Source organism: Sporosarcina sp. P12(2017), from assembly GCF_002743035.1.
GTDB lineage: Bacteria > Bacillota > Bacilli > Bacillales_A > Planococcaceae > Sporosarcina > Sporosarcina ureae.
Map to the genome: position 1 here is coordinate 159,901 of NZ_PDYL01000006.1, position 24,355 is coordinate 184,255.

The 24,355-nt window shown below is 39.0% G+C and carries 26 protein-coding genes; 16 read left to right on the plus strand and 10 right to left on the minus strand.

Annotation, left to right across the window (positions count from 1 at the left end):
* Window positions 1-71 precede the first annotated feature (71 nt).
* Complete coding sequence (locus tag CSV80_RS06720) at window positions 72-473, minus strand: DUF4181 domain-containing protein (RefSeq protein ID WP_099670146.1); 402 nt, start codon at window positions 471-473, stop codon at window positions 72-74.
* 549 nt (window positions 474-1,022) lie between these two features.
* Between CSV80_RS06720 and CSV80_RS06725 the strand changes: the two genes are divergently transcribed.
* From CSV80_RS06725 to CSV80_RS06735, 3 genes are all read left to right on the plus strand, one after another.
* Window positions 1,023-1,817, plus strand: coding sequence for a conserved phage C-terminal domain-containing protein (locus CSV80_RS06725; RefSeq protein ID WP_158231867.1), 795 nt, complete (start codon window positions 1,023-1,025; stop codon window positions 1,815-1,817).
* Entirely contained in the window at window positions 1,814-3,064 is a 1,251-nt protein-coding gene (locus tag CSV80_RS06730) for a replicative DNA helicase (protein ID WP_099670148.1), read from the plus strand. Before CSV80_RS06725 ends, CSV80_RS06730 begins: the two co-directional genes overlap by 4 nt.
* 69 nt (window positions 3,065-3,133) lie before the next feature.
* On the plus strand, window positions 3,134-3,598 hold the full coding sequence (locus tag CSV80_RS06735; RefSeq protein ID WP_099670149.1) for a hypothetical protein: 465 nt from the start codon (window positions 3,134-3,136) through the stop codon (window positions 3,596-3,598).
* A 144-nt stretch (window positions 3,599-3,742) separates the two neighbouring features.
* Here CSV80_RS06735 and CSV80_RS06740 read toward each other — a convergent pair whose 3' ends face one another.
* The 6 genes from CSV80_RS06740 to CSV80_RS06775 all read right to left on the minus strand — a co-directional run bounded on the left by CSV80_RS06740 (window position 3,743) and on the right by CSV80_RS06775 (window position 11,191).
* The gene (locus tag CSV80_RS06740; protein WP_099670150.1) at window positions 3,743-4,855 is read right to left on the minus strand and encodes a GerAB/ArcD/ProY family transporter; all 1,113 of its coding nucleotides are present in this window, start codon (window positions 4,853-4,855) and stop codon (window positions 3,743-3,745) included.
* Between the two features lie 272 nt (window positions 4,856-5,127).
* Window positions 5,128-6,318, minus strand: coding sequence for a Ger(x)C family spore germination protein (locus CSV80_RS06750; RefSeq protein ID WP_233201536.1), 1,191 nt, complete (start codon window positions 6,316-6,318; stop codon window positions 5,128-5,130).
* A gap of 12 nt (window positions 6,319-6,330) precedes the next feature.
* Entirely contained in the window at window positions 6,331-7,932 is a 1,602-nt protein-coding gene (locus CSV80_RS06755) for a spore germination protein (RefSeq protein WP_099670152.1), read from the minus strand.
* Between the two features lie 308 nt (window positions 7,933-8,240).
* Window positions 8,241-9,440 carry an MFS transporter gene (locus tag CSV80_RS06760; protein WP_099670153.1) on the minus strand — a complete coding sequence of 400 codons (1,200 nt, stop codon included), beginning with the start codon at window positions 9,438-9,440 and terminating at the stop codon, window positions 8,241-8,243.
* 521 nt (window positions 9,441-9,961) lie between these two features.
* Window positions 9,962-10,600: an arylamine N-acetyltransferase family protein gene (locus tag CSV80_RS06770; protein ID WP_099670155.1), complete on the minus strand. Its 639-nt coding sequence runs from the start codon at window positions 10,598-10,600 to the stop codon at window positions 9,962-9,964.
* Window positions 10,601-10,759: 159 nt separating this feature from the next.
* Window positions 10,760-11,191: an alpha/beta fold hydrolase gene (locus CSV80_RS06775; RefSeq protein ID WP_099671855.1), complete on the minus strand. Its 432-nt coding sequence runs from the start codon at window positions 11,189-11,191 to the stop codon at window positions 10,760-10,762.
* A 10-nt stretch (window positions 11,192-11,201) separates the two neighbouring features.
* On the opposite strand from CSV80_RS06775, the gene CSV80_RS17485 reads away from it, so the two are divergent.
* The 5 genes from CSV80_RS17485 (at window position 11,202) to CSV80_RS17775 (ending at window position 15,279) form a co-directional block, all read left to right on the plus strand.
* Window positions 11,202-11,354, plus strand: coding sequence for a hypothetical protein (locus tag CSV80_RS17485; protein ID WP_158231868.1), 153 nt, complete (start codon window positions 11,202-11,204; stop codon window positions 11,352-11,354).
* 1,175 nt (window positions 11,355-12,529) lie between these two features.
* The gene (locus tag CSV80_RS06785) at window positions 12,530-13,204 is read left to right on the plus strand and encodes a cysteine hydrolase family protein (protein WP_099670157.1); all 675 of its coding nucleotides are present in this window, start codon (window positions 12,530-12,532) and stop codon (window positions 13,202-13,204) included.
* A gap of 165 nt (window positions 13,205-13,369) precedes the next feature.
* Window positions 13,370-14,821, plus strand: coding sequence for a cytosine permease (locus CSV80_RS06790; RefSeq protein ID WP_099670158.1), 1,452 nt, complete (start codon window positions 13,370-13,372; stop codon window positions 14,819-14,821).
* Window positions 14,822-14,923: 102 nt separating this feature from the next.
* Window positions 14,924-15,091, plus strand: coding sequence for a flavin reductase family protein (locus CSV80_RS17770; protein WP_233208471.1), 168 nt, complete (start codon window positions 14,924-14,926; stop codon window positions 15,089-15,091).
* Window positions 15,088-15,279: a flavin reductase family protein gene (locus tag CSV80_RS17775; protein WP_233201537.1), complete on the plus strand. Its 192-nt coding sequence runs from the start codon at window positions 15,088-15,090 to the stop codon at window positions 15,277-15,279. The genes CSV80_RS17770 and CSV80_RS17775 overlap by 4 nt, the downstream gene beginning before the upstream one ends.
* A gap of 431 nt (window positions 15,280-15,710) precedes the next feature.
* Here CSV80_RS17775 and CSV80_RS06800 read toward each other — a convergent pair whose 3' ends face one another.
* Window positions 15,711-17,078, minus strand: coding sequence for a DHA2 family efflux MFS transporter permease subunit (locus CSV80_RS06800; protein ID WP_099670203.1), 1,368 nt, complete (start codon window positions 17,076-17,078; stop codon window positions 15,711-15,713).
* Window positions 17,079-17,498: 420 nt separating this feature from the next.
* On the opposite strand from CSV80_RS06800, the gene CSV80_RS06805 reads away from it, so the two are divergent.
* The 8 genes from CSV80_RS06805 (at window position 17,499) to CSV80_RS06840 (ending at window position 23,113) form a co-directional block, all read left to right on the plus strand.
* On the plus strand, window positions 17,499-18,113 hold the full coding sequence (locus CSV80_RS06805; RefSeq protein ID WP_099670159.1) for a sterol desaturase family protein: 615 nt from the start codon (window positions 17,499-17,501) through the stop codon (window positions 18,111-18,113).
* Window positions 18,114-18,137: 24 nt separating this feature from the next.
* On the plus strand, window positions 18,138-18,854 hold the full coding sequence (locus CSV80_RS06810) for a GntR family transcriptional regulator (RefSeq protein ID WP_099670160.1): 717 nt from the start codon (window positions 18,138-18,140) through the stop codon (window positions 18,852-18,854).
* A 254-nt stretch (window positions 18,855-19,108) separates the two neighbouring features.
* Window positions 19,109-19,489 carry a GntR family transcriptional regulator gene (locus CSV80_RS06815; RefSeq protein WP_099670161.1) on the plus strand — a complete coding sequence of 127 codons (381 nt, stop codon included), beginning with the start codon at window positions 19,109-19,111 and terminating at the stop codon, window positions 19,487-19,489.
* Window positions 19,482-20,354 (plus strand): ATP-binding cassette domain-containing protein, encoded by an 873-nt coding sequence (locus tag CSV80_RS06820; RefSeq protein ID WP_099670162.1) that lies wholly within the window; start codon window positions 19,482-19,484, stop codon window positions 20,352-20,354. Before CSV80_RS06815 ends, CSV80_RS06820 begins: the two co-directional genes overlap by 8 nt.
* 1 nt (window position 20,355) lies before the next feature.
* Complete coding sequence (locus tag CSV80_RS06825; RefSeq protein ID WP_099670163.1) at window positions 20,356-21,060, plus strand: hypothetical protein; 705 nt, start codon at window positions 20,356-20,358, stop codon at window positions 21,058-21,060.
* Between the two features lie 153 nt (window positions 21,061-21,213).
* Complete coding sequence (locus CSV80_RS06830) at window positions 21,214-21,576, plus strand: hypothetical protein (RefSeq protein WP_099670164.1); 363 nt, start codon at window positions 21,214-21,216, stop codon at window positions 21,574-21,576.
* A 656-nt stretch (window positions 21,577-22,232) separates the two neighbouring features.
* Window positions 22,233-22,784, plus strand: a complete 552-nt coding sequence (locus CSV80_RS06835) for a hypothetical protein (RefSeq protein WP_099670165.1) — start codon at window positions 22,233-22,235, stop codon at window positions 22,782-22,784.
* 26 nt (window positions 22,785-22,810) lie between these two features.
* Window positions 22,811-23,113, plus strand: coding sequence for a methyltransferase domain-containing protein (locus CSV80_RS06840; protein ID WP_255407641.1), 303 nt, complete (start codon window positions 22,811-22,813; stop codon window positions 23,111-23,113).
* 192 nt (window positions 23,114-23,305) lie between these two features.
* Here the strand turns inward: CSV80_RS06840 and gloA are convergent, their stop codons facing one another.
* The gene (gene gloA / locus CSV80_RS06845) at window positions 23,306-23,686 is read right to left on the minus strand and encodes a lactoylglutathione lyase (protein ID WP_099670167.1); all 381 of its coding nucleotides are present in this window, start codon (window positions 23,684-23,686) and stop codon (window positions 23,306-23,308) included.
* Between the two features lie 104 nt (window positions 23,687-23,790).
* A partial coding sequence (gene gloB, locus CSV80_RS06850) for a hydroxyacylglutathione hydrolase (RefSeq protein WP_099671856.1) occupies window positions 23,791-24,355 on the minus strand: 565 nt, incomplete at its 5' end.

Here is a 24,355-nt window from a genome sequence, read left to right on the forward strand (position 1 = left end):
AAAAACAGTGGAGTAGCACTTTCTGAATGGTGTGAAAGGGCAGAGGTTGCCGTTCATAATATGAAGTATTGCTACGCAGGTAGTAACCAGATAATCATGATGGTGGCCGCCACTACTATTATTAGCAATTCGGTTACAGTCAAAATAGATTGTTTTGGATCGTGTGTATACTTCCATTCGAAAAAGGCCCTTATCAGATAATCCAGTATTGTAAAAGCTATGATGGCGAAGAAAAACAGATAAATGAAATCTTCATAATAAAAAAGTAGAACAGAATATAGAGTGATTAGGCTGATCGCAGAAAAAACACGCAAACTTTTATCAATTTTACGATGTACTTCATTTATGTGATTAAAAGAAAAGTACTCTTTTTTTACTTTTTCAATTTTAAGTAGCTTCCTCAGAAGAACCTTAAGTAGTGAATTAAGAGCAAGAACACATACTATAATTACCCCAAATCTTAACCAGAACACAAAACCCCTCCTCTTTCTTTAAACATCTGTTATTTTTCGTAATCATTCTGTAAATGGACGCGATGGTTGAATACCACTTGATTTTATACTTCTACATAATTATACCAAAGATATCCAAAATCACTATTAGAAAATTAAAAAGTATCACGAAACACGATGTATAGAACAATCCAATAGTAGTAAGTTTCAATGAGTGTGTATCCATAAACAGAAATTACTCTATATAACCTATGAAGCGAGCAATCTAAATCGAGGGGGAATTGGTTATGCACCAAATAGCTACGAAGCAATATTTGAAAACATAGGCTATCTCAACGTCATGACCGGCAGACCAGACTTTACGTTGAAATGCTATCAAATCAATTATGCGATGTGTGTCTAAACGTACATAATTTACAAGGGGTGAAGGACTAAACTTTCACCCCTTTTTTAGCATATTCAAAATTTATTTTTAAAATCAGTATCCTTTTCTGAAAAACTCTCTATATGGAGTATGAGAAGTGCAAAGTGAGCACTCTACTACAACTTTTTTACAGGGGGAAAAACCATATGAAATTATTAATTGATGAAGAGTCGATACCGCTACTACCGTCGCTCGTACATTTAGTGGGAATTAACGGAGCGTTATTTATGCAACAAGTGCATTTCCGCTCGCTTGTATCCAAAAATGTTCGAGACGGCCATAGGTGGATTCATAAAACGTATAAAGAGTGGACAAAAGAATTTACATTCTGGTCTTCGAACACGATTAGACGTATTATTTATGATCTTGAAAACAAAGGCTATCTCATATCGACAGATCATCATAACCGGATGAAAATCGACAACACGAAATGGTATCGCATCGACTATACCCGATTGCCTGAAAGTGCATTCGAACATGAGCAAGTCACTTGCTCAGAACCGCCACGTGCGCCTGTCGGAGTTGAGCAAGTCCACATGGCGGAATTGGGCAAGCCAATAACTAAAGAACTTAAAGAATCTTTAAAAATAAAGAATAAAGACCAAGTCGAGATGAATCTCGACGTCGCACATGTGGTCATTAATTATTTAAATGATAAAGCCGGAAAGCAATTTAAAGCCCAGTCTTTAGCAACCAGAAAGTTCATCGCTGGCAGAGTGAAAGAAGGTTATACACAAGAGGACTTCATGAAAGTCATCGATCTCAAAGTATCTCAGTGGATCAACCATGCTGAATTCAACCGCTTCCTGCGGCCGTCGACATTATTTAGCGCAACCAATTTCGAAAACTATATCAATGAACTAGCTGTAGTGCAGAAACCGAAAAAACGCTTGCTCGCTCTGCCAGTGCTGGATTTCAATAAAGGGGATGAACACTTATGAATAGTGAACTAATGGAAAAAAGCCTTCTCGGTACGATGATGGAGGAAAATTATTTGGTGCTCGACAGTGGAATACAGACAGCATTCTTTGAGAAACAGCTGCACAAAAATATTTATCTGACCATGAAAGAATTAGCCAACAACGGACGCCCAATCGACTTCATCACATTGCTGACGACACGTGAACCGGCAGAACTTGGTGGGGCCAATTACGTATCGGAACTACGTCGCTTTGCCAATCCTGCACGCTTTGACGAGTATTTGGAAATGGTTATTACAAAGTGGAAAAAACGCGAGATGGAGAGAATCTTACAGCAAGCACAGGTCGAACAGTGGGAACTTAATGATGTTTTTAAAGAGTTAGAAAAACTGGATACCGATTACACGTCAGATGATTCGCTGTTACTCGACGAGATCCTGGTGGCACAGTACGAACGTCCATTTATCGAAGCATCTGACATGACAGGAATTAGCACAGGCTTACAGCCGATGGATTATTTGCTGAACGGATTCCAAGACAGTGAATTCATTGTCATCGCTGCAAGACCTTCCATGGGAAAGACCGATACACTCAATCATCTCGCGCTGACTGCCGGATGGAACAATCATTTACCGATCGTTTTCTCACTTGAAATGAGTCGTAAATCGATGACGGAACGTCTGATTTCCGCAGCGGGTGGATACAGTCGATTAAAGATGCGCGATCCATATAAACACTTCGACAACACACAGAAGGATACATGGATGACGGCACTTGAGCACCTGCAAAGCGCTAAGATCCGTATTGACGACAGAAGCGGAATAAAAGTGAGCCAAATAAAAGCCACTGCCCGCAAAATCATCAGGGAACAACCTGACAAACGACCGATTATCTTCGTTGATTACTTGCAAATCATTCGACCGGAAGAAACTACGAATAATCAAAACCAAGCGATCGGCCAAATTAGCTCAGATCTAAAAACGATGGCCAAAGAATTTAACTGTCCTGTTGTCGTACTGTCTCAGCTTTCGAGAGCAGTCGAACAACGACAAGACAAGCAACCGATGATGAGCGACCTACGAGACTCCGGCAACATAGAACAAGACGCAGACGTCGTGTGCTTCCTCTACAGAGAAGATTACTACGATCAGGAATCAGAGCTCAAAAACCATCTCGAAATTACGGTCGCTAAACATCGCAACGGCCCTGTCGGCGGCTTCACGGTCTACTACAACAAAGACAACGGCCGACTGTCATCGATTCGGTGACGGCACCATTTCCCCGAATAATTCTGAATAATTCGGGGGACTAGGTACCCCAAAAAGGAGAGTGTATATATGGTCACAGTTGAAGAACTATTCGATTACGCAGTGGACACCGACATGTCTCTAACCGCCCACAGCATCTTCTGGGCGATCACGAATCAAAAGATCCGCATGGACGAAGATAGTAAAAAACTGAAAGAGATCGAGTACGACCAAGAAGCGATCCAGCAATCGATGAAAGTGAATACATTGCGTATTGGCGAGATCAAGCTTTTTGTAGTGGAAAGTAAGCAACCGAATTGGTATGCGTTTTATCTCGGTAAGAAAGAAGCAAACGCTTATCGGTTACATAGCGAAACATTTCGTGAGACCGGTGTAAAGGTCACTCACGCCGATCGGTTGATGCCGAACTTATTAACATTTGTGGAATCGGGGATAGAGGAAAGTTTGTATGAGTATCGAAAGCGCATAGTGCAGTTTCCAGTGTATGTGGGACATGTAGAAGCGGGGAAGCGCTTGGTGCATCGTGCGTTATGAGCGAGAGGAGGGATGGATGTGGAGTCGCAAAGTGAATCGTAAAACACTAAGTTTTCACGAACAATAATAAAATCCAGTGAACTTCCATTAGAAGATCAGCTGGATTGCTACATAACTTACGTTCAATTAGTAAGTAAATTCATTCTAAGAGCTGTCAGGTTCCTTTTTTAACTTGTTTTTTCGAAAGGCATATACGATAACGAGTAAAAGAGGGAAGAGAAGTCCAATAAACATGGAAAAGACTATCTCAATCGATTGTTCCATTACATTTTGGTACACGACGTTCGGATAGATCACGAGAGCGAGGATCACGGCAAGCATTCCTAACGGCACTGTTAAGGGGCGATAGTCTTTCAAATTTAAAATTTGTGTAATCCCTAAAATGGAAGCGTAAAAGTAAAGAACCGTCTTAAAATAGAGAGCAATAAACCAAAGTGAACCCATTAATCCCTCGATACGCTGTACGAAATCCCCAACACTTATCCTTTTGGCTAATTCATAACCTGGATAAATTTGTCTTGCCGTATCCTCAGCACCTAATACCGAAACACTCAAAAATGTAAGTATGAAGATGAAGATCCCGCCTATTAAGTGACCAATTAAAAAGGATTTTTTAGCTTGCTTCATTTTGTTGATCAAGGCAGGGAAGATCATTAATAAAACAATCGCATTGACAGTAGATGAAGTGACAAAATAAATACTTGATTGAAAGATCATTTTTGTTCCTACCTCAAATACAGGCTGTAAGTTTTCAAACTTGATTTGTGGAGAAATAAACACTACTAAAATGAGGAATAGGACAACGAAAACAACAATTAGGATTTCTGCAGAACGAGCGATTGTTTCCAATCCAAGATGGATTCCCATGACGACAATTCCTATCATAAGAATATGAAGAGCTACCATAGGAGTATTTGGCAAAATATTGGTCGCTACAAATGTCGCGGAATAATACAAAAGACTAGAAGTATAATAAGTAGCCATGATTACAAATAGTACCGAAACGGTTTTTCCTATCCATTTTCCAAATAGTTTTTCATTAATTTGGATATAGTTGAGATGAGGGAACCAAAGAGCTATAGTGGTAAATAGCCATATGACCAACAAACTGATTCCTATACCCACTATAACGGCAATCCAAGCGTCTTGCTTCGCTTCAGCAGCTAAAGCTGACGGGATAATTAAGATACCTGTACCTACAGTAAAAAAAATAACCAAAACTAGAAATTGATATGGATTAATTTTGATATTTTGCATGTAATATCCTACCTTTCCCTCCATATGGTTCTTTACTTTAACAATGGAGCAATAAGGTCAGTTAGCCGTGTAAACAAAAAAGTTAGTAATTCCAATGGGGGCGGAATAGTTACTCCAAAAGCAAGTAGTATGCCCAACACTACTCCAATTGCTAGAAGAATTGAAAACACGAGCAATTCTTTCTTATATTTTTTTTCCAAGAGTGAGGGAACTTCAAACCACAGAATGGCAGCTGCTAACAAGAGTATTCCTATACTTTTTAGCATGATGTATTAGTCCTTTATTTTTTCTAAGAAGGAATTATTTACTGTACCGATACGAAGGGGTTTCATATCAACATGAACATTCACGGTCAAGTTGGAAAACTTTTCATCCCAATGTTCTTTCATCTTTTTCCACTCTTTAGGATTGGATCGATGAATGGCCTCACCAAATCCGAAAATGTCTGATTTGTATTGCTTTTGTATTGAATCTATTGTCCGTTCTATAGTTTCTTTCACTTCTTTTTCAACAATTTTCTGTAGCTCATCAATTGTTTCTGGTTTCGTAAGATCGATTGAACATTGTACCTCCCCTACATTACCTTCTAGCTGAATTTTGACATCCACCTCAGGTTCTCCTTTGTCTATAGTGCCTTTAATTGTAGAATTAAAATTAAGAATCTCTATAGCGATTTTTCCCCCTTTAGGACAAGAAATAGAGATTACGGATTTTTTTACATTGTTGGTGATATCCGAGTACCCCCTGCTTTCCTCTTCAGTTAGCCAGCCGACTAGCTGATCTTCTTTAAACACAGCTAAATAATCATATTGAATTTGCGTAGAAGGAGTAATCGATTCCACATTCTGTTTGCTCGATCCTGTTTCTTTGTTACCTAATACTTGAATCCCTGTTAACACAGCTTCCTTTCCGTCACTTATGAGATTAGTTACTAGCTCATCTAAAATAACGCCTTCTGTTCCGGCCCAGTTTTTTTCTGATACTTTAAGAGCATTAAACATTTTATTGGCTGGAATACTTTCTATTGGCGTAGTAACATTCAATACTTCAGAAGCAGTTATATCCTTCGCAACTACTACATAGAAGTCTGATCGAAGCTCCCAATCCCTTGACAGCAACTCTAATGATTCAGCTACTCCTTCTTTTGCCAGGTCTTCGCTGATGACCAGTATTTGAAGATGTCCCGGATAAATTTTTCGGGGGGAAATCTTTGTCATTTTTCGAAAGGCTTCATATACTGTGTCTCCGGTTGCCTGGATGAGAGTGACCGCTGAACGTCCCGTACTTGCCCTCATGGATACTTCCGAAGGTACGACCACTTGAGCACTTACTACATACTCATTTCCTATTTTATCAATACCTAATGCCATGGTGATACCCAGCTCATTTAATTCCCTCCTGTCCCAGCACCCCGACAAGAAGAGAGTGAGAATAATGAGTAGAAATATGCATTTTTTCATCATGTACTCCCTTTCCTATTCCTTGTTTTTTGGTGGCTGTGGTTTTGCAGAAGCAGGATCTTGTTGCCTAACCTTATTTGTTTGATTGGTTAGGCGAGGTCTAGTAAACATTTTCCATATAGGTACAACAATCAACGTATCCTTTTGATCAGACATATTAAATGGAGCTATTGGTGACATATAAGGTACACCAAAAGAACGTAAACTGCATAAATGAAGAATGAGAGCAATTAAACCTATGGCAATTCCATATAAGCCAAACGAAGCAGCCAGCGCCATAAATCCAAAGCGTAGTATCCTCACAGAGATCGCGAGGTTGTAAGTAGGCGAAACAAAACTTGATATGGCGGTTATGGAAACGACGATGACCATGGCAGCTGAAATAATGCCCGCTTCGACCGCTGCGGTCCCAATAACAAATGCGCCTACAATCGACATGGCTGAACCGATGGTGCGGGGCATTCTTATACCTGCTTCCCTCAAGATTTCAAAAGTGATTTCCATTATGACGGCTTCAATAAATGCCGGAAATGGCACACCTTCTCGTTGGGCTGTCAGACTAATAAGAAGTGCAGGAGGTAGCATAGATTGTTGAAAAGTGGTGATTGCAATAAAAAACGCAGGTGCAAGCAAAGCAATCACGAATGCAAGGAAGCGAAGGGCTCGAATCAGACTCCCGATCCCTGTATGCACATAGTAATCTTCAGGTGATTGGAAAAATTGAACAAATAGTGCGGGAACGATCAGTACAAAAGGTGTTCCATCTACTAAAATGGCTATGCGTCCTTCGAGAAGCGCTGCAGCTACTGTATCCGGTCGTTCGGTATTATAGACGGTAGGGAAAGGGGAGTACGATGAATCTTCAATGAATCCCTCGATATTACCACTTTCCAAAATTCCATCAATATCTATTCGGTCCAAACGTAACCGGACTTCATTCACGATTTTGTCATTTGCAACGCCATTAATATACATAATGGCCACATTTGTTTTCGTGCGCGTTCCAATCACTCTTGACTCCATCCATAGACTCGGATCTTTAAGTTTCCGACGAATTAATGCCGTATTAACACGCAAATTTTCGGTAAAACCTTCCCGTGGCCCTCTAACTACTGTCTGAGACATAGGTTCAGTTACCCCACGCTCAATCCAATGCTTATTGCCGATGACCAGACCTTCGGAATATCCATCAACCAACAGAATAGTATCGCCAGATAAAAGGGAAGTAAAAAGATCATCAAAATTGGTTACATCTTTAATCTCTCCTACCGTCATCGCAAAATCTTTTAATGCAGTTAACAGATCTTGTTCAGGCGTTAACTTCTTTTCTAACTCGGTACCTTGTATGTCTAACATCAAGGATTCCATTATGAAATTTTGCAATGCAGGTGTATCAGTCAACCCGTCGGTATAGAAAATACCCGCTTTAATCGATCCACCTTTACCAATTCGTATTTCTCGAATGACAATATCTGAGCTTTCGCCCAGGCTGTCTTTTACATTTTGTATATTGTCTTGAAGACTTGTCTTAAGATCAGTTGATGAACTGGTTTCCTTCATTTGTTTAGTGGAAGTGGATTGTACTTTAGTATTATATTTCTTTTTGAAAAAGCCCATACACTACCTCATTTACTGTTTGGTGTTTTGCGTTTGTACGCATGTTTTTTGGTCGTTCTTCACTCTTTTATTCATCATGTCCTTATTATTCCTTTTTTATGCGGGTTGGCTTGGTGTTTTTGGGTGGAGTGCTGAGTTGAAAGGTCTTTTGTTAGTGGGGGATGTCTGTCAGGCTGGAGGTGCGGGATTCCTATTCAGCTTTATTAAAGATGTTAATTAAATTGTATATTTTCAGTTGAAAAGAAAATGAAAGCAGGGGACAGTTGGAAATATTCCAATTGTCCCCTTTCATCTTTGATAATTAGGTCTTACACTTTTCTGGAAAGTAAGACTCTACCTTTGTACGCAATCACCCCAACTACTAATAACAAAAGACCCGATAAGATATATACACCCCGAATCCCAAATGCATCTGCCAGAACACCCGTTAAAAGAGAAGCAACGCCAAAGGTTCCGGTTCCAATTGCTCCGAGTGTTGTAAATACGGTCGGCAAACGATCTTTAGGAACACTCGTCTGGACCACGGTCTGTTGGGGTATATTTTTGACCTGACCAGAAACACCGACAAGAAAGGAGATAATCAATGACAGCGTAGGAATGCTAGTTAAACCAAAGAAGATGGTGAGTAATCCGCTAGAGAACGAGCCCAGGATAATGAACTGGCCAAGTTTTGGTTCGATCCAGTTTGGGAATCGGAGACAGATAAGACTGCCGCTCATCAACCCTATGAAAAAGGCGCCATTGATGAATCCCCACCATTTCTCATCAGCTACCAAAGCATCACTGACAAATACATAGAGAATCGCTGCAATCCATACCGTACCAGCAATCGTTTCAAGAATATCCATCCAGACAATTCGCTTTAATACAGGTGAAGTGAAGACGGTTTGCCAGCCTCGGCTAATTTGCTGCCATGTGTATTTTTCTTTAGTTGGCGTAAATTGAACGGCTTCCAACCTGGTGAAGAGTAGGCTAGATACGGAGAATGCACCGACTGTGAGCCAGACAAACGCACTTGCAGAGAGCCAAATCAACAATGAGCTACCGATCAACCATATAGAAGTTTGGATCAGTTGAGTAACGGTTTCAGTAATTCCATTCGCTTTTAGCAGCTGTTCACTCTTCACATAATTTGGTATTAGCGATTGGGTGACGGGATTAGTGCAGCCGTCCAGCAAGGCGACTAGAAATATGATCAAAAACAGCCAATAGAAATTGGATAAAGAAAGTTGCTGCAGGAAGAAAGTCAGTGCAACAAGCAAGATCGTTTTTCCGATTTGAGAGCCAGCAAGCAGCCATTTAAGGTTGAAGCGTTGTATTAATAAAGGTGTCAAGGCATTCGAGATAAACATCGCGCTTGTGATAGTAAATGGGACGAAATCAGCTGCAGTGGCGGATCCGGTCAATTCAAAGATGAAGTAGATGATGCAGACAATGTATAGTACGTCGCCAATGTTGGCAAGAGACTGGCCAGTCAGTAACAAATTGAAATTTCTATTCAGTTTCATACATTACTCCCCCAAGAGTTCATTTCGTAATTAACTTGTACTTAGGGGGTTTATTAGATTGGACAAATAGCCACATCGATGTTCCTTTCGGGTTTAAGATGAAGCATGGGGGAAATGGCTTTATCTAGAAGTTTAATTATTTACATTATACGTTATTTCAAAGGGATATAATTGAAACAATACAAAGGAACGATTATTTTTGTTTCACATGATAGAAAGTTCACAGAAATTGTCTCGACACGAATAGTGGATATTCATAACAGAGCACTAACAGTATTTGATGGCACCTACGAACAGTATAAAACCGCAATCCTATTAAAGAATACGACTTGCGGCAAAATGAATTACTCTTGCTGGAAACAAAGATTTCGGAAGTCATTAGTCGTTTTAAGTGTTAGTCCGACAGACGAATTAGAGAAGGGATTTCAAAGACTACTTAGTGAAAAAAGAAAATTGCAAGAGTGAGGTAAGGTATCAGGTCCCGAAACTTTTTTGGAATTGTGTCGGGACCTGATACCTTTTTAGCAGGAGAGCTTTTGTTGATTAATATAGTTTACGGTCGCTTCGTAAACAGCTGGAGCTGCATGCTGTCTGACTTGCTTGAGTAGTTCATCATGATCTTGGAATGTCAGAGTTTCCTCGTTGCCACTAGACTTACGATAGTAACGGTCTTCGTTAATCGAGTACGTGCCGTCGTCTGTTAATTTAGCAATGAGCAACGCTTTATTGAATGAAGATTCGGGGCTGTGGTGGATCTGCTGTTTTACACAATCCAAGTGCGACCAGTTGATTGCGTCGGGATAGAGGCCATAACGAAGTTCCCAGTTGTTGTCTTTCAGTTGTTCAAATACCATCGTGCCTTTTTCCGTCGTTTCGGTCCGCAACCGGAATGTGCCGGCAGGCGAAGTGACAGCGTCTCCATCCAATGCGACAGGCTGCATGACGAGATTGTTGCCGAAACCACTGTCGATCAAGTACAGTGTGTCTTCGAATTCGAGCAAGTTCACGACGTGTGTCCGGTCCGTGACATAGCTGTCTCGCGGTGACGGTGCCCAAACAGTGCCAGCGGCGAGTTGTGCGGGAAAGCCCAGATCTTTAAGTACGATATACAGCAGGCCATTGAGTTCATAGCATAGTCCGCCACGTTTTTGTTGGATCATTTTATCCTGAAGGTATTACTCGGTAATAGGTTCTTCATTCCCTAGCAGGACGTCAAGGTTTTCAAATTCGAATTGCTGGGCAAAAAACGTCTGAACTTGGCTGATCTGCTCAAGAGGTGTGCCGCTAAGTATCCTAAATAGTATCGGAACCTGGTACATCTATACTCTCCGCTTAATCCACTCGTACATATACTCAATGGCAATTTCATAATTTCCAACTTGGCAATGCTGTTCGCCACCTTCTGCTTCGGTGAACATTCGACTCTCCACGTGTGCATTAGGCAAGTTTTCTTTGAGATGCGTAAAATGCCATGCTGGAATATAATGATCTTTTTCTCCTGACAGCAAAAGGACGTTCTGTGTAATTTCCGATAATTCATCCTGTAGTGTATGCTTCTCGATAGATTTGAAAAAGTCATAAGGGGAGTGTGTATTTGTAACGAACATGCCGTGTGCTAACGCCCATTCGGTTAGTTGGTCGGATGAACTTTTTAAGCGAGCGAATGTATAGATCAGCTGTTTTAGCTGTAAGCGGTATAATAATTTGAAAACGGCTCTGGCCGGTTGGTTGCTGAACGTCCACTGCATCATAGAGCACCCCGTGGCAGATGAGATTCTGTATGCGTTTACCCCCAGCTTTTGGTGTGCGCCTAAATTAGTTAGAGTGCTTGCGATTGAACCAGGGATTGTTGAAAAGGAGCAAGATCTTGTATTGATCAAAGAAGTAGCGGCAGATAGAGGAGAAAAATATTAAATAATTTTAATTATCAAAATATTAATTGACATTTTAAAAAATAGATAATATAATTTTATTATTACTTGTATGGTACATGGTAGTTTGATAATTGGGATTTTTGGGGTCATCACTATACATAGGTCATGCAGGCAGAGGTGATATCTATTATTCAAAGAAGTACAAACTGTTGGTATGACGTCACAAGTTACTCACGCAATATGGTTGGCAATCATTTCAGGAGAATACAAGCCTGGAAAGTAACAAGGCGATTTTAACAGGAAAACGTGAAGAAGCCGAATATATGACGATACGTCATGTCGAAGAAAGTGCTAAAGGGTTAAAAGAAGGGATTGCTTAAAAAAGAATTTGCGCTCAATTAAAAAGTAGAAATCAACAATATTTCTCTTATGCCGAACACTCACAATAGTACTCTGAATATCCAACGATAGATTGACTCGACTGGTTCAATTGAAATTCCCGCTCAACCGGTAGTTTTTGGGGTATTCTGGAGGCCTGCTGTAAAAGAGTAAATGAAGTGTTTGCACCGATCCTCGTTATAGACAAAGTGACATCAGCAGAAGAAGCAATAGAAAAAGTTAATGTTTACGTTTTGGTCTGCAAACTGAAATCCATTCAATTGAATAAGCACTTTATGCAGCCGATAAATTGTATATTGATGGTGTCTTGAACCATGACATTCCAACTTTCCGAGTAGAAAACTAACTGTTGGCGGCATCAAGGATAACTAGAGGAGAAGGATTGAAATATGCAGTCGAAGAAATGACGAATTGAAAATAGTCGTTTGGAATCGCATTTAGGTGGCATTGTAAGGCTTATTATAAGGGATTTTGAATCTGATTCACCCTGGAGGAATGAGGAAGTACGTCTGATTCATATAAAGCACTTGAATGAGCTGGATGTACAAGGGAAGATCTTTGCCTGAGGTCATTTTGCTTATCAATCAGGCGGATTAGTTATTTATCGAGCGGTTGCTTATGAGGAAACACTGAAGTTGGAAGAGACTGATCCCCATGTCGTATAGAGGGTCTGTCGGTTCGAATTTAAGAAGTGGAACTCCACTAAGAGCGCGAACTTGAAAAATAACGCGGTCCTTATTGAGAAAAAAAGAGAGCGGAGTTTTGGTATATATTTGCATGGTACATGGTAATGATTTGCAGAGAGGAGCTTGTTAGTTGGATACACAAAACACAGCGTTGCTATTGATAGATTTTCAAAATGAGGGCGGTACATCTGCTATAGCGGGAATGGATAGAATTATTAACAAAGCAGCAGAGGTAATTAAAGCATGCCGACAAAATAACATACCGATTATTTATACGCGTCACATCAATAGAGGAGACGGGATTGCACTTGCCAATCGTGAACCTATTGATCAGAATGGAGAACCACTTTATTATCATACAGATTCAGATTCGATTGAGATTATAGGTGAATTGAAAAATCGACCTGGTGACATCATTATTGATAAATATAGGTACAGCGGTTTTCATGAATCAAGTTTAGACTTAATGTTAAGAAGTTTGAATGTAAAGAATCTGATCATTGGCGGAGTCCTGACAGATGTCTGTGTCCTTTCGACAGTAATGGATGCTTACTATCGTGATTATAAGATCGATCTTGTAAAAGATATTTGTGGAACTACTACAGATGGAGCACATATGGCAGCTGTTTGTATGATGGCTAATTGGGTCTATGATATTTCGATATTTGATGCCGATCAAATGTGCAATAAATTGACAGGAGAATCATATCATGCTTGGAAATCCAATGAGCCAGATGAATTGCAATTTACTCCGGATAATTTGAGAGAAGTATATGACAAACTAACTGTAAACTGTACTGTATAATTAATTACTTTCGGCGTTATGGTGTCTATATTATTTTTGAGCCATTTTAATTCAGCCAGAGTTTGAACCTTCATTAAATTTGATAAAACCATAAAATCATCCCTTTCTTTATAAAATTGCAGGACTTTAACTTTTCAGTTAAATTGTTAAAATAGGAGGAAGAAAATGAAGTCTATCGAAAAAGTAGGAGCAGAAGTAAGCGTAACGATAGAGGTAGATGCTAAAGCACCATTAAACAAACAACTAGATGCTACTACTGAAGAACATTACGCAACTGAAGAAGTCCCCATGAGTCAAAGGAATATTGGTTTTTTCGACATGGTGGCGATTTGGGTTGGGGCAAACTCAAATAACGCATCTTGGTATGTAGGAGGAACAGTAGCTGGTATGGCATTTGCGGGTGCAGTTGGAGTCACATTAATTTCTAATCCAATCGCTTATCTAATATTGGCACTTGTAGGTTACATGGGTTTTAAGGTAGGAACTTCTACCATGGCATTAACCAGACCGGCTTTTGGGATTAAAGGAAGTCTTCTTCCTACATTTTTGAACACAATTGTTTTCCTTGGATGGGCAGTAGTGAATACATTTATTGCCGTCATCTCAATGAGTTTTATCTTAAAAGATTTATTTGGATGGGCGGCATACGGAGAACCAGGAAGCAAGGGACCGATGATACTTGGGATTGTATTTATGAGTTTACTGAACTTACTGTCAGTATCGTTAGGGCGAAATTCTATTAAGATTGTTGAAAGAATTGGTATCGTATTGGTTCTCATATTAGGTGTCTGGATTACAGTTGTCGTCTTGAATACGCATCCACTATCAGCCATTATGGAGTGGAAAGCACCACCAGAATCTGTTGTGCCTGTTGGGAAAGCTGTCGACATCATGGCTGCATTCAGTTTGGCTTGGGTGCTCGGGATTGCTGAATTTACAAGATATACGCGGACGGCGAGAACAGCAACTGTTGCTCCACTTGTAGGGGCATACGTTTCACTTCTGTGGTTTGCTTTTATCGGAATTATCGCTACGATTGGTGCAGCGCTTTCTACTGGGATGTACAATCCGGAAAATTCAGATCCTAGTACCATAGTGACAAATCTCGGGCTTGGATCGTTTGCATTGATCCTCATTGTAGTAGCGTGTGTGACGACCAACGTTGTAAACTTAATGGCGGCAGGAATATCCATCACGAATGTGACAAAAAAGATAAAGCCTCTGCATGCCATTTGGATGGTGACCGTCCTAGCGGGATTCTTAATGCTCGTACCTCTTTATCTAGCTAGTTTCTTGGATACGTTCATGGGCTTCTTGGAATATATCGGTATGGTTTTGAGTGCTTTGCTTGGAATACTGGTAGCTGACTATTTCGTTGTGAAAAAGCGTTCATATGATGTACGGGAATTTGAGAAAACAGGGGGGGCATACTGGTTTTACAAAGGCGTCAATCTTAAAGCGGTTGGAGTTTGGGCTTTTGGTGTAGCATTCTTCCTAGTGGTCAGTAACTCGGGAATCCTAAATAATTCGGTTGGAGCTGTATATCCAACAATTCTTGTTACAGCAGTACTGTACAGTCTTGTATCTTTGAAAGATAAGAAACCTAAATTAACATAAGGTAAACCAGTAAGTAGTCTTATATGTAAAAGAGGATGGAACGGCAATAGGATTGCTAGTTAAGTCCTTTACTTAAATTGCCTAAGATCCGCTTATGCTGCTGTGATCAATCATAAAGCAACATCGTTGGAAGCGTTTACAAATGATGATGAATTCATCGTTCATGTATTGGCGGACGAGCAACAAGAGCTTTGTAAACATTTGCAACCAAGGTTGAAGATCGTTTCGCAAATTGAGAATGGGAACTTTCTGAAAATGGGGTGCCAATGATTGGCGGTCCTTTCGAAGTGGTTGAATGTAAGACGTTCCAGACGATTGTAGTAGGCGATCATACCATATTAATTGGCGAAGTGATAGATCTACAGGCTGATACAACGAAAGAACCGATACCGTATCACCGCAGATTTTTTCGCTCGGTCCCTCCTGTATTTTACAAGCCGATTAACTCTCCATCTTGATAAGAGATAAGAGTAAAGAAGGCAAGACCTTTGATGTGCACCTCTAAAAGTTAGGGTTCCAATCTAACTTTTAGGGGTGTTTGCTTATGGTTTTATATAATGAAGAATTGTAGGTGCTAATTGTTACGGAACCCTAGGGGGAGGGCTCAGCTAGGCTACATTAGCGAAGAAGTATAATGTGGAGTCACATCAAAAAATATCAACAAATAATAAATTGGGTGCAAGCGTATACGAAATAGGGTGTAGAAGGATTAATTACTGTTTTTAAAAGATTCCCATGAAATTTTTTACTGGATGTATAACCACATAGATGACTAGTCATAGAAAAGACCGCTATTTATCATTAGCGGTCTTTTCGACTTTTGTTTAAGGTAACAGGGTCTTTCGCTATTCACGATTCTGACTTTCGGGAGCACATCAGAAGGTTCCATCTACACACGAACACGCTTCACAAACAGAGACGCGATAAACCCTGTAATTGCAAACGCGGCGATAAAATAAAACGCATATTTCGTACCCGCTGCGATTAATTCAACAGAAGGAGCATTCGGTGAAACTTTCAAAAGCAAGTTCTGGCCATGTACTAATAATGTAATAGCCATTGCCGTACCTGTGGCACCTGCAATTTGTTGGAGGGTATTCATTACCGCTGAACCATCTGCGTAAAGTTCGCGAGGTAATTGATTTAACCCATTCGTTTGTGCAGGCATAATAATCATGGAAATACCTACGAAGAATATCAAGAATGCCATAACGATTTGCCAAATAGGTGTTTCTGTTGAAATGATTACGATAAACATGATACTTGAGACGGTTGTCATTAGAAAGCCGATCGGTAAAATCTTTTTGACGCCGAATTTATCCGTTAGCATGCCTACGACTGGAGAGAACAACGCGTTGACGGCACTCCCTGGTAATAGAATAAGTCCAGCGACTGCTGCGCTCACTAGTAATGAAGTTCTCAAATACAGGGGCAGTAAAATAGCGGTGGATAAAATTAAGAACATCCCAATGAACAATAGTAATGTGCCTAATGTAAACATCGGATATGTAAAGACTCGTAAATTAATCATCGGCTGTTTCATCTTCAGCTGTCTAGTGACGAATAGTACGAGCGAAATGGCACCGATTATAAACGGAATATATACTTGTGCAGACGTAATAGACTTTTCTGCAATCGTACTTAAACTGTAAATTAACCCTCCAAAACCAAGTGTAGAGAAGATAATCGAGACGATATCAATTGTTGGTTTTGTAATTTGGGAGACGTTATCAATTTGTTTTAGACCCAATACGATTAATGCGATATAGAATATCAAGCTAAGCCAGAAGATATATGACCATCCTAGTGTGTCGACAATTAAGCCGGATAATGCAGGTCCAATCGCAGGAGCTGTTGTAATGACCAGTCCCATAACACCCATGACGACTCCGCGCTTATGAATTGGAAAAATTACTAACAGGACATTCATCATCAATGGCAATAAGATCCCTGTTCCGATTGCTTGAACGATCCGACCAATAAATAATACGGCGAAGCTTGGGGCTAACGCAGCTAAAATTGTACCTACTATGGAAAAGGCAAGAGAAGCAATGACTAATTGTTTCGTAGTAAACCAACGGATTAAGAGAGACGATACAGGTACTAGAATACCTAGTGTTAATAAATACCCTGTAGTCAACCACTGTGCAGTAGCTGAGTTAATGGAGAAGTCGGCCATAATATTAGTAAGTGCCATATTTAAAGCTGTTTCACCAAACAACCCGATAAAAGCTCCAAACATCAGAGTAAAAGCCATTGCTTTTGGATAACGTACTTGAACGATTTGTAATGAGGACACGATTTACTTCCTTTCTAAAAACAGACTGACGCAAAGTATATGTGGATGAAACGAATTATGACGCAACAAAGGATACCCACCCTGGCGACAACCAGAAGCAGATATCCTTAACTGAAATAAGTTCGTTGTTATTCATAACTTGCCGCTTGAGCATTATACCATGCATCTTTTACTGGAGGAATAGAATAGCACCTACAGAAGGCACATTCATGATGGTTTCTCATGCTGTGCTTTTATTTTCTAAAAATTACAATTGACTATAAATTCTGAATACCATATACTTTTGGTAATTCCAAAGTATATTCTGGTCATACCAAGAAAACTTACTAGCTAACATGCTTTATAGATTGATCAACTATAAGATAGGGATGATGGTTCATGAATATGAAATATAAGAAAGAGTTCATCACGTTTCCGGATATCATCATAATGTTGGTACTGTTTATTCCACTCATAAGCTATACTCTTTTACATGCATTCTTATTTGGTGTGTGGATTTCCTTTATTGTAGGGATGGCTACTTATGCAATGAGTGAGTATATGATTCATAGGTTTTTATTCCATATGAAAACGCCAACGAATCCATTTTTATTGAAAACGATTAAACGATTACACTTTGATCATCACGTGGATCCGGCGAATTTAAAGCTATTATTCTTGCCGATTTGGTTCAGCTTACCTGGCTTTTCCGTGTTTGCGCTTGTTTTCTATTTTATAACAAGTAGTTTGCCATTCACGATTGCTTATCTTGCAGGAATCATCGTCTATTTCATGTATTATGAATGGAAACATTATATTGCGCATCGCCCCGTTCAACCGCGTACCGAAATGGGAAGAAGTATTAAGAAAGCGCATCTTTGGCATCATTTTAAAAATGAAAACTACTGGTTTGGTGTTACACATACATCTATCGATAAAACATTCGGAACCTATAAAGATCAAAAAGAGGTCGATAAAAGCGATACCGCTAAAAACTTAGAGAATCGTACGTAAGTGTTGAATAAAGGAGATCTAGCCATGAATCGGACAGCAACTGTTGAAAAAGAACTGATTAAAGCTATTCTTCAAGGAGAATATTTGGCGGGTAGTCAAATTGAGACGGAAAGAGAATTGGCCGCTAATTATGAACTGGGCCGGCCCGCTATTCGAGAAATCTTACAGCGCCTGAGTCATGGGGGTTGGCTGACGTTACGAAAAGGACAGCGTGCTATAGTCAATGATTATTGGAATGGAGGAAATATCACTACAATTGTAGATATTGTAGAATATTTTGATCAAGTACCGAATGCGCTTGTTCTCTACTTTTTGGAATTCCGTATCGCGCTAACACCTCAATATGTACAAAAAGCGATACTGCTCAATTATCCTAAAGTAGTGGGACTACTCGCCGAAATCGATGAGTTACCAGACACAGCGGAAGCTTTTGCGTCGTATGATTGGAAAGTTCAAAAGGAGTTAGCTAGATTATCAGAGAATCCACTCTTTTCGCTCGTGCTAAACAGCTTCGAGCCAGCTTATGTGAAAATGGCGTTGAAATACTTTGTGAGCTCATTTCGCCGAGAAGCTTCATTAAGTTATTATAAAAAGTTATTGGCCTTTGCGTTATTAGGTGACGATCAACAAGCAGAAAAACTTTCCCGGGCAATGATGGAAAAAAGCTATGATCTATGGAAAAACCAATTATCGCCAGACGAGAAAATCGGTGTGAAGTTTAGGCTCGACAATATGCAATAAGTGCGTTTTAACATTCAACACATTGAGATACGGCTCTTATCTTATAGATGAGTCTGAAAGTGTATATCTTTTACTCTCCTTCCTATTGAATAATGTATAGCGACGTTCTAAACCTATACTTTTCAAAAAACGATCACATTCAAAGTGATCGTTTTTTTAGTTGACTAGAAATTTCATTTGTTATATGGTTATATACATAACCATATAACCATATAACTAAGTACAGCATATCATGAGAAGAGGTGACGTAAGCGATGAGTAAATCATTAGATGATAAAAAGCCTATTTATCTTCAAATCAAAGAAAGGATTGAAGATCAGATTATTAATAATCAACTACAAGAACATGATCAAATTCCATCGACAAACCAGCTCGTTCAGTTTTATAAGATCAATCACATCACGGTTTCGAAGGGAATTAACCTCCTGGTTGAAGAAGAGATTATTTATAAAAAAAGGGGTGTAGGAATGTTTGTGATGGAAGGCGCAGAAGAAAAGTTGATCCTCAAACGAAGAGAAGGATTTGCTGAGGAATTTGTTTTGCCGATGTTAAAAGAAGCGAAAAAACTGAAGTTGGTAGACCATGATATCGTGAAAATAATGGAAAAGTTGAAGGGGAGTGTAAAGGATGACTAGAAAAGTGGAGGCACAGAACATACGTGTTACTTATAACGAGTTTGAAGCGTTACGTGATATTAACTTCGTGTTGGAAAGCGGGAAAATTTATGGATTGATCGGACGCAACGGTGCAGGAAAAACGAGTCTACTATCTATATTAGCCGCCTACCGAAAGGCGACGAGTGGGGAAATGAAAATAGATGAAGAAAATATTTTTGAAAACGAGAAAGCAATGGCTCAAGTTACGTTTGTTCACCAAACGGACTATAAAGATAATTATGACACAATCAATAAATACTTTGATTTAGCCGAACGCTATCGTCCTACATTTGATCGGAAATATGCGGAACAATTAGTTAAGGTATTTCACCTCCCAACAAATAAACCACTAAGGAAATTATCAGCAGGTATGCAGTCTGCTTTTAATGTAACAATCGGACTAGCGAGTAGAACACCAGTCACGATTTTTGACGAGGCATATCAAGGGATGGATGCTCCAACACGTGAAATTTTTTATAATGAAATTTTAAAAGAGCAAGCACGCCATCCTCGAATTTTCATTTTATCTACACACTTAATTTCGGAAATGGAATACCTATTTGACGAAGTTCTTATTATTCATCAAGGTACATTACTACTTCAAGAGGAAGTGGATACGCTTCTAGAAAGAGGATATTCTGTTACAGGTCCAAGTAGCGATGTAATAGAAGTGGTCGCCGGACTTCATGTATTAAATGAAGAGCAGCTAGGTGGCACAAAGTCGATGATGCTGTACGGAGAATTAACGGAAGAAAAAGAGGACGAAATAAAGCGCAAAGATCTAGAAATAGGAAATGTTTCACTTCATGAATTATTTATTCATTTAACAAAGGAGGGAATGTAAAATGGATGTATTGGGAAAGAAAATAGGTGCTGATCTGTACTTATTCCAAATGAAATGGGTAGCATGGTATTTGCCGATTTTGTATGTTGCTTACTTTGCAATTGTTTGGTTCCTCGATGAACCAGACATAAGGTCCATGTCGTTGCTTACCTTTACATTTCAAACAACCACAATATTTATGCTCGTTTGTGGGATCATTTCAAGCTCAGTATTCCTAACAACGTATGTGAAGTATGGCGTTACTAGAAAGGCGTATTTTCAAGGAGCATTGCTGTCAGCGATAGGCTTAGCAATTACGGTCATAGGTCTAACAACCATTCTAACTTGGATAGTACGTGTACTTAACATCAACGTGTTCAAAGAAGTTGTATTATCCTCACTTGGAGTAAATAGTTGGTTACTGACTAGTGTCTCTTATTTCTTCGTAGTCATGATCTATTTTCTAGTTGGATGGCTAATTGGATTAGGATTTTATCGTTATGGAGGGGCTGGTGGATTTGTAACCATTGTGGTTGCTCTCGTAGTCGTATCTTTAAATGATTTACTGTGGTCGTTCAACACACCTAAACCATTGATGGGATTATTCAACTTTGAAATTCCAGTACCTAATGTTGTAGTTGCGATTATTGCATCATTGGCAATAGCGACGATCACGGCTATAGCAGTTTATAAAATTGTGAAAGAAACACCGATTAAAATAGCATAACTTTAATTTTGATAAGAGCAGGGAATAGGGAGTGAAAAGTCTATACAGTAGAAATAGCGGAAAAGGGCTGTCACTCCTGAAGCTTTAATGAAGAGTATCTGTATGAAAACTAAAAATTTTCGGATTATTTGAAATGAAAGATGAGGTTCCAATATGAAAACGGTTAGCCAAGAAGTTCGAGAATTATCCATTAAATCTTTAGACTCCACATTTACTAAACTTTCGAATGCTTATACAAGTATGACGGAAAAAGGTTCTAATACAACACTTGTAAAAAAACGACGTGACGCTGTAAAGGTTGGGTTGGAGAGCTTACAAGACGTTTGGTATGATAGAAATTTTGTCTGTGACAAAGAAGCGATCGTACAATCTAAAGATATTCTACAAAGTATCATTCCGTCTATTGAAAAGCAATTAGCAAAAGCGAAAGATGGTAGTCCTCAAAAAACGGTGAATGAGCGTCGTGTAACCGCGCTTAAATTAGCAATCAAATCATTGGAAAACCGTCTCATATAAAAGAGTTGATTTTGTAGTCGGTGAATCCGCAGTACGCTAGAATCGAGTCAGATTGTATAATGAAGAAAACCCTAAATTGCAATTAACAAAAGACGAAATTAAAACGGCGTGAAACCAAAGTTCTTGTAACTTGGATTCAAGCTGTTTTTTCATTTTATTGAGTTTTGCCTTAGCCTCTTTATTAAATATTAAATAATTAAAGTATTTGTCCAGTATATTGATATAATGGTGATAACTTCAATTTATTTAGACCGGTTGTAAACTCATGCAGTATATGTACATATGAACTACACTTCCATTACTGAAGAAAATACATAACACAGTGGGTATTTACGGATCCGATATTTAAAGGAGTGATTGAAATTCTAGAAATTATTTTTAACAATATTCTTTTCTGGTTTGTATGGTTACCTCTTATATTTTCAATTTCCATAATGGTTGTTTATAAAAAAGAAGATAAAGCCTATATAAAACCTTTATTAATATTTTTAATGCCTACTATATTGCAAGAACACTATTTTATATCCTATAACATGTATTGGAATTTCCATATGGGGTGAACCGACAGCAAACGTTTTCTCGGCATAAACAGATTCTAGCGATTGCGTTGTAAACGATAGGATTTAAATCGTAATCGGGTAAAAGAGGTGAATGAAGTGTTTAGTATAAATAGTTATATATCAAATGATCTTCCCCATTTAGGATATATGACATCGAAAAAAGAGCAGTTCTTATCTATTCACGACCCTTTAGCTTTAAAAGCTGCCCAACTAATTATAGACAATAATGACGGCGATTACTTAGAAGGTTGTATTACCGCGACTTATAATTTTGAAGTTATTTTCACCCAAGATTTCGAAACAACCGATTTATTATTTACATGGCAAACCATCATCGCTCCTTTACTGATTGGCGATATAGATGAACATTTTACTATTGTATTTCTAGATTCTTTAATTACTGTCGACGTTTCAGAAAAAGACACTATGTTTAATCTTAGATTAGAAGATCCAAAACATATGTTGAATTATGATGTAAACAAAGTCACAAATATCCCTAAAGAAGAGTATCTCAATGGAATAACTACTGGTTTTTTATCATTTGTGAGTTTCTGTTTTCATAACGAATTAAAGTTCTGCGGGGAAAGTTCTTATCCTTCATTCATGTTAGATTATCAAACAGTAAAATCTAAAATCGACTTAAATTAATTCGCAATGGTTATTTTTGAATTTCTATAAACGTTGCTGATCAAGTCAAAGAAGTTATCGGAGTAGAAATCAATAATGATGGTGAAAAAGGCGCGGTTATAAATGCAAAACGGAATAACATTAACAACGTACATTTTCACCGAGCAGATGCGGAGAAATTCTTGGTCGAACTGGCAATGAAAAACGATGCGATTAATGCAGTCATTATGGATTGTCCAAGAGCAGGTGGCGACGAAGAGCTTCTAACTTCTTTGTGCAAACTAAAGCCGGAAAAAATCGTTTATATTTCTTGCAATCCAGAAACACAGGCGAGAGATTTAGCGTTTTAGTTGAACACATATATCAAGTCAAAGGCATACAGCCTGTCGAAATGTTGCCGCAAACAAATCATATTGAAACTGGCACTCGCCTAACGAGAAATGACACGACATGAGAATAAAAGCCTAACCCTCGTTTCCCTGTTTTGCAATTAGAGGGTCGAGGGTTAGGCTTTTTACAATCATTTTTGTATATAGAAAGTTTTAGTGCTTACGCTTTACTTCGATTCTATAGCCGTCAGGGTCAGTAACAAAGAAGTAAGAAGGTGTTCCACCTGAAAGTCCTTTCAATTCACCTGTTTCATAAGAAGAAGCTTTACAAATTTCATGCATTTCTTCTAAATCATCTACTGTTACGCCTAAATGACTGAAACCATCTCCTATAACGTATGGATCTGCATCATAATTATAAGTAAGTTCTATTTGTACTGAAGAACCCGGTGAATTTAGATAGATTAAATCAAATTTATCTTTAGGGAATTCTCTGCGGCTGGCTACTTCAAAATCAAAAAGCTCAGTATAAAAATCTAAAGTAGCATCAATGTCTCTAACACGTAAACAAATTTCAACGAGTACTTGGTTCATTACTATCATCCTCCGTAATTATATTGACCTTATCTTATCATAGATACTATATCAGTACACTTAATGCGATATATCATTCGGCAAAAAGCAGCCCAGTAATTGTTCTAGAAGTTATCACGGGCGTTACGCAATTCGATAAAGTCCTCCAATGTTTCCGCTTGCAGAAAGAGGTTAATTTCCTTCTCCCTGCCGATCGTTGTCGGGAGTGTTGGCTGTCCTTTAGCACGCAGTTCCTGGACTTCTTCTAATGATTTGGAAATTTTTTCGTTTTCCGGATGCATGTCGTATGCAAAACGTAAATTAGTTTCGGTATACTCGTGACCGGGATAAACAGTTATAGCATCATCCAAGCGCTTAAATTTCTGCAAAGTTTCATATTGTGCTTTGTAATCGCCGGTAAAAACCCGACCGCATCCTGCTGAAAACAAGGCATCCCCGCAAAAGAGATTATCTCCCATTAAAAAACTGATATGGCCATGCGTATGACCTCCTGATTCGTAGACTTGGAAAGTTTGGCCCAACAAGTTAAAGGAGTCTCCTTCCTTTACAACACTATTCACCAAGCCTTTCGTTTCTTTCGGTCCATAAACAAGAGTTTCCGGATGACTCGCTAGAATCTCCTGTACCCCACCGGTATGATCTTCATGCATATGAGTTAAAAGAATGGCC

What these genes read in the sequence shown, in the direction of transcription:
- CSV80_RS06725 (WP_158231867.1), top strand. Translation starts at nt 1,023, where the DNA reads ATGAAATTATTAATTGATGAAGAGTCGATACCGCTACTACCGTCGCTC.
- CSV80_RS06730 (WP_099670148.1), top strand. Translation starts at nt 1,814, where the DNA reads ATGAATAGTGAACTAATGGAAAAAAGCCTTCTCGGTACGATGATGGAG.
- CSV80_RS06735 (WP_099670149.1), top strand. Translation starts at nt 3,134, where the DNA reads ATGGTCACAGTTGAAGAACTATTCGATTACGCAGTGGACACCGACATG.
- CSV80_RS06740 (WP_099670150.1), bottom strand. Translation starts at nt 4,855, where the DNA reads ATGCAAAATATCAAAATTAATCCATATCAATTTCTAGTTTTGGTTATT.
- CSV80_RS06750 (WP_233201536.1), bottom strand. Translation starts at nt 6,318, where the DNA reads ATGATGAAAAAATGCATATTTCTACTCATTATTCTCACTCTCTTCTTG.
- CSV80_RS06755 (WP_099670152.1), bottom strand. Translation starts at nt 7,932, where the DNA reads ATGGGCTTTTTCAAAAAGAAATATAATACTAAAGTACAATCCACTTCC.
- CSV80_RS06760 (WP_099670153.1), bottom strand. Translation starts at nt 9,440, where the DNA reads ATGAAACTGAATAGAAATTTCAATTTGTTACTGACTGGCCAGTCTCTT.
- CSV80_RS06770 (WP_099670155.1), bottom strand. Translation starts at nt 10,600, where the DNA reads ATGATCCAACAAAAACGTGGCGGACTATGCTATGAACTCAATGGCCTG.
- CSV80_RS06775 (WP_099671855.1), bottom strand. Translation starts at nt 11,191, where the DNA reads ATGATGCAGTGGACGTTCAGCAACCAACCGGCCAGAGCCGTTTTCAAA.
- CSV80_RS06790 (WP_099670158.1), top strand. Translation starts at nt 13,370, where the DNA reads ATGAAGTCTATCGAAAAAGTAGGAGCAGAAGTAAGCGTAACGATAGAG.
- CSV80_RS17775 (WP_233201537.1), top strand. Translation starts at nt 15,088, where the DNA reads ATGATTGGCGGTCCTTTCGAAGTGGTTGAATGTAAGACGTTCCAGACG.
- CSV80_RS06800 (WP_099670203.1), bottom strand. Translation starts at nt 17,078, where the DNA reads ATGGCTTTTACTCTGATGTTTGGAGCTTTTATCGGGTTGTTTGGTGAA.
- CSV80_RS06805 (WP_099670159.1), top strand. Translation starts at nt 17,499, where the DNA reads ATGAATATGAAATATAAGAAAGAGTTCATCACGTTTCCGGATATCATC.
- CSV80_RS06810 (WP_099670160.1), top strand. Translation starts at nt 18,138, where the DNA reads ATGAATCGGACAGCAACTGTTGAAAAAGAACTGATTAAAGCTATTCTT.
- CSV80_RS06815 (WP_099670161.1), top strand. Translation starts at nt 19,109, where the DNA reads ATGAGTAAATCATTAGATGATAAAAAGCCTATTTATCTTCAAATCAAA.
- CSV80_RS06820 (WP_099670162.1), top strand. Translation starts at nt 19,482, where the DNA reads ATGACTAGAAAAGTGGAGGCACAGAACATACGTGTTACTTATAACGAG.
- CSV80_RS06825 (WP_099670163.1), top strand. Translation starts at nt 20,356, where the DNA reads ATGGATGTATTGGGAAAGAAAATAGGTGCTGATCTGTACTTATTCCAA.
- CSV80_RS06830 (WP_099670164.1), top strand. Translation starts at nt 21,214, where the DNA reads ATGAAAACGGTTAGCCAAGAAGTTCGAGAATTATCCATTAAATCTTTA.
- gloA (WP_099670167.1), bottom strand. Translation starts at nt 23,686, where the DNA reads ATGAACCAAGTACTCGTTGAAATTTGTTTACGTGTTAGAGACATTGAT.